Source organism: Cellulomonas sp. P5_C6 (genome assembly GCF_054049635.1).
Genome location: NZ_JBFULZ010000261.1, coordinates 1 through 4,641, shown reverse-complemented (window position 1 = coordinate 4,641; position 4,641 = coordinate 1). Strand labels below are relative to the sequence as shown.

Genomic DNA, 4,641 nt, shown 5'->3' with positions numbered 1-4,641 from the left:
CCGCGGGGCCTGGTGTCCGCCCGGAGCCGGGCGCGCCGGCCACCTCCGCTCCCGCCGGCTCTGCCCCCGATCCCGGCGCAGGGACCCGTGTCCCCGCGTCGCCACCGGCTCCTGCCCCCGAGCCGGCCGCCGCCGCGCAGACCCGGCCGGCGCCGGCCTGGGAACAGGCGACCCGCMGTCCGCCGACGACGATGCTCCGGGCCGCCGTCCGGCCGCGCATGGTCCTGCTCCTGGTCCTCCTGCTCGCCGCGGCCGCCCTCTGCGCCCGCCTGGGCGTGTGGCAGCTGGACCGCGCACAGGTGCACGGCGCGGCCGCAGCGGCCCGGCACACCGCCGAGCTCGTCGCCGCGCCGGCCGTCCCGCTCGAGGACACCCTGGCGCCGCAGACGTCGTTCACCGGCGACCTGGTCGGCCGCAAGGTCGCCGTGACCGGCGCCTACGAGGCCGCCGGCCAGCTGCTGGTGACCGGCCGCGCGCACGACGGCGAGACCGGGTTCCTCGTCCTGACGCCGCTGCGGACCGGCGACGGAGCCGTGCTGCCCGTGGTCCGCGGCTGGGTGGCGACGCCCGCCGACGCCGACCAGCCGCCCGCCGGGAGCGTCGACGTCACCGGCTACCTGCAGGCGTCGGAGGAGGCCGCGGACGGGATCGCCGACGGGCGGACCGACGGCATCAGCTCCGCCGAGCTGCTGAACTCCTGGGGCGGCCCGATCTACACCGGGTACCTCGTCGTCGCGTCGTCCGACCCCGCGCAGGCGTCGTCCGTGCTGCTCCTCGACCCGCCGACCAAGCCCGGGTCCGGCCTGAACATCCAGAACCTCGCGTACGCCGCGCAGTGGTGGATCTTCGGCGCGTTCGCGGTGCTGCTGTGGCTGCGGCTGGTCCGCGACGAGGCTCGCGGCTCGGGAGCGGAGCCGGAACCGGAACCGGAGCCCGGCGCGGGCGGCGCTGCGCCGGCCTGACGGCAGCGGTTGGGGGGAGCAACGCGCGCCCGGTGCTCCCGGCACGGCTCGCCCCGGGTGGGCGTCGGTTCAGCCCATGGGTGGTCGGCGGCGCATCTCCTTGACCGCGCGGCGTTTCTGCTCGCCCTGCACCCGGCGCACCTGCGACCCGCGGCTCGGGCGCGTGGCTCGTCGGGTCGGGCCCGGGGGAGCGAGCGCGTCGTCGAGCAGCGCGTGCACCCGGGTCAGCGCGGCCTCGCGGTTGCGCAGCTGCGACCGGTACTCCTGGGCGCTCACGGTCAGCAGCTCACCCCGCAGCCGGGAGGCCAGCCGGGCGAGCACGCGGTCCTGCTGGGTCGGGCTGGTCCACGCGATCCGGGCCAGGTCGACGGTCAGCTCGACGCGCGAGTCGGTGGTGTTGACCGACTGGCCGCCAGGGCCGCTCGATCTCGAGAAGCGCCACGCGAGGGCGTCGTCCGGAACGACGACGCCCCCGCGCAGCGTGAGTGGATCGCTCATGTCAGTCGTGCTGCCACGAGTGCCACAGGGCGGCGTAGTCGCCGCCCGCGGCCACCAGCTCGTCGTGCGGGCCGATCTCGGTGATGCGGCCGGCGTCGACCACCGCGACCCGGTCCGCGTCGTGGGCCGTGTGCAGGCGGTGCGCGATGGCGACCACCGTGCGACCGGCGAGCACCGCCGACAGGGACTTCTCGAGGTGGCGGGCGGCGCGCGGGTCCATCAGCGAGGTGGCCTCGTCGAGCACCAGCGTGTGCGGGTCCAGCAGCACCAGACGGGCGAGCGCGATCTGCTGCGCCTGGGCAGGCGTCAGCGGTGCGCCGCCGGAGCCGACCTCGGTGGCCAGCCCGTCGGGCAGCGCCTGCACCCACTCCCACGCGTCGACCGCCCGCAGCGCCCGCTCGAGGGCCGCCGGGTCGGCGTCCTCCTGCGCGAGCCGCAGGTTGTCCGCGACCGTGCCGACGAACACGTGGTGCTCCTGGGTGACCAGGGCGACGTGCCCGCGCAGCTCCTCCAGCGGCAGGTCGACCAGCGACACCCCGCCGACCGTCACCGTGCCGCCCGAGGGCGGGTGGATGCCCGCGAGCATGCGCCCGAGCGTGGACTTGCCCGCCCCCGACGGACCGACGACCGCGAGCCGCTCGCCGGCGGCCAGGTCGAGGTCGATCCCGTGCAGCACGTTGTGGCCCTCGCGGTACGCGTACCGCAGGTCCCGGGCGGCGATGTCCTCGTCGACCGGGGTGCCCTCACGCGTGGTGCGGTCCGGCTCGACCAGCTGCACGCCGACGATCCGGGCGAGCGACGTGGCGGCCACCTGGATCTCGTCGATCCAGAAGATCAGCTCCCACACCGGTCCGGTGACCTGGTACGTGTACATCACGATCGTGGTGACCGCGCCGACCGTGACCTGCCCCTGCGAGGCCAGGTACCCGCCCCAGAACAGGACGGCGGCCGGCGCGAGCACGAACGCGCCGTCGATGCCGGGGAACAGGATCGTGCGCAGCCGCAGGGTGGCCTTCTCGGCGGCGAACGCCTCGCGCAGGTCGTCGTCCACCCGGGCCATCCGGCGCCGGCCGAGGCGCAGGGCGTCGACCGTGCGGGCGCCCTCGACGGACTCGGTGATCGTGCCGTTGAGGGTCGCGTACGCGGCCGACTCGCGCTGGTACGCCGGCGTCGCGCGCTTGAGGTACCAGCGGACGAGGATCACCAGGGTCGGGACGCCGATGAACATCGCGATCGAGACCAGCGGCGAGATGAACAGGCAGGCGGCGACCGTCAGCGTGATGGTGACGACCGCGACGATCACGCGCGGGACGCCGAAGCGCACCGCGTGCTGCAGCTTGTTCACGTCGTTGGTCGTGCGCGCGACCAGGTCACCGGTACCGGCCCGCTCGACGGTGGACAGCGGCAGCGACGTGACCTTCTCGATGAACTCCTCGCGCAGCTCGGCGAACACCTCCTCGCCGAACACCATCGACGCGCGCTGCGCGAAGCGGATGAGCACCGTCTGCGCGAGCACGGCGACGGCACCGATCGCGATGAGCGTGTTGATGTAGCCGGCCGTGGTGCCGTCGTTCACGGCGTCGACCAGCAGGCCGAGGATCCACGGACCGGCCAGGCCCGCGGTCGCGGCGAGCGTGTGCAGCACCGCGATGACGGTCAGCGGACGGCGGTGCTTGCGCATCAGGAGGCCGGTGTAGGCCCGCACGGTCGCCGAGTCGGCGATGGGGAGCTTCATGACTGTCCTCCGTTCGTCTGCTGTGCCATCAGCTCGCGGTGGAGCTGCTCGTCGTCCGCCAGGTCCTCGACCGCGCGGTTCTCCAGCGACTCCTCGTCCATGTGCCGTCCGACCACCGCCCGGTAGGCGCGCGCGACCTCGAGGTCGTCGACGCCGTGCGCGAGCAGGTCGTCGTGCGTCCCGCGGGCGCGGATGACGCCGTCCTGCACGAACGCGACCTCGTCCACGTGGTCGAGGACCAGCGGGCTCGCGGTCACGACGAGCGTGGTGCGGCCCCGCCGGACCTCGGCGAGCCGCGCCGCGATCCGCGCCTCGGTGTGGGCGTCGACCGCGCTGGTCGGCTCCACGAGCACGAGGATCTCCGGGTCGATGAGCAGCGCCCGGGCGAGTGCCACGCGCTGGCGCTGGCCGCCCGACAGCGACCGGCCCTTCTCGGGCAGCTCGCCGGCCAGGCCGTCGGGGACCGAGTCGAGCACGTCGTGCGCGTCGGCCGTCGCGATCACCCGCAGCAGGTCGTCCTGCGTCGCGCCCCCGCGGACGTCGAGCTCGTGCTCGAGCGCGCCGGAGAACAGGTGCGGCGTCGCCTCGGCGACGACGATGCGCTGGCGCACCGCGTCCTTGTCCAGCTCCGAGAGCAGCACCCCGCCGAGCCGGACCGGGGTGTCCTTCTCCGCCTCGTCGTCGAACCGGCCGAGCCGCGTCGCGATGCGCGCGGACTCGTCCGGGTCCGCGCTGACCAGCGCGACGACCCGGCCGGGCTCGAGCCGCAGCGCGCTGACCTCGTCGACGAGCGGCACGTGCGGGTCCGGCACGGTGGCGGTGCCGTCGGTCGCGCCCGTCGCCGGGACGACCCGCAGCACCTTGACCACCTTGGTCGCGCCGATGTGCGCGCGTGTGGCGGCCTGCAGCATCTGCGTGGCGTTCTGGACCGGCCACGACAGGAACGCCGCGAACCCGTACGTGGAGACCAGCTGCCCCGGCGTGATGGTGCCCGCCAGCGCCATGTGCGCACCCAGGTAGATGAGGACCACGACGAACGTGCCGGGCAGCAGCACCTGCAGGGCGTCCAGCACCGACTGGGTCTTGGCGACCTCGACCCCGCGGCGCCGCGTCTCCTGGGACTGCTCGCGGTAGCGGCCGGTGAACACGCCCTCGCCGCCGATGCCGCGCAGGATGCGCAGGCCCGAGACCGTGTCCGCGCCGAGCGTGGTCAGGCGGCCCGAGGCCTCGCGCTGCGCTGCCTGCCGCCGGGACAGCGGCTTGACCAGCAGACCGAGGATCGCGGCGACGGTGGGCAGGCCCAGGATCACCACGAGGCCGAGCGGCACGGACACGCGGAGCATGAGGACGGCGGCGACCCCGTAGGCGACCAGGCTGCCGAGGAAGTGGGCAGCGAGCGCGTAGACCTCCCCGATCCGCAGCGCGTCGTTGGCGACGGCGGACACG

The 4,641-nt window shown here is 74.7% G+C and carries 4 protein-coding genes; 1 reads left to right on the top strand and 3 read right to left on the bottom strand.

What is annotated here, in order from left to right; genetic code table 11:
• A partial coding sequence (locus ACXJKG_RS19565) for an SURF1 family protein (protein WP_456847398.1) occupies window positions 1-962 on the top strand: 962 nt, incomplete at its 5' end.
• Between the two features lie 69 nt (window positions 963-1,031).
• Here the strand turns inward: ACXJKG_RS19565 and arfB are convergent.
• From arfB to ACXJKG_RS19550, 3 genes are all read right to left on the bottom strand, one after another.
• Window positions 1,032-1,460, bottom strand: a complete 429-nt coding sequence (arfB, locus tag ACXJKG_RS19560) for an alternative ribosome rescue aminoacyl-tRNA hydrolase ArfB (protein WP_456847397.1) — start codon at window positions 1,458-1,460, stop codon at window positions 1,032-1,034.
• A 1-nt stretch (window position 1,461) separates the two neighbouring features.
• Window positions 1,462-3,195, bottom strand: a complete 1,734-nt coding sequence (locus ACXJKG_RS19555; RefSeq protein ID WP_456847396.1) for an ABC transporter ATP-binding protein — start codon at window positions 3,193-3,195, stop codon at window positions 1,462-1,464.
• The coding region (locus tag ACXJKG_RS19550; RefSeq protein ID WP_456847395.1) for an ABC transporter transmembrane domain-containing protein at window positions 3,192-4,641 on the bottom strand (1,450 nt) is incomplete at its 5' end. The genes ACXJKG_RS19550 and ACXJKG_RS19555, both read right to left, overlap by 4 nt.

Coding starts and splice junctions, on each gene's coding strand:
- arfB (WP_456847397.1), bottom strand. CDS start 1,460: ATGAGCGATCCACTCACGCTGCGCGGGGGCGTCGTCGTTCCGGACGAC.
- ACXJKG_RS19555 (WP_456847396.1), bottom strand. CDS start 3,195: ATGAAGCTCCCCATCGCCGACTCGGCGACCGTGCGGGCCTACACCGGC.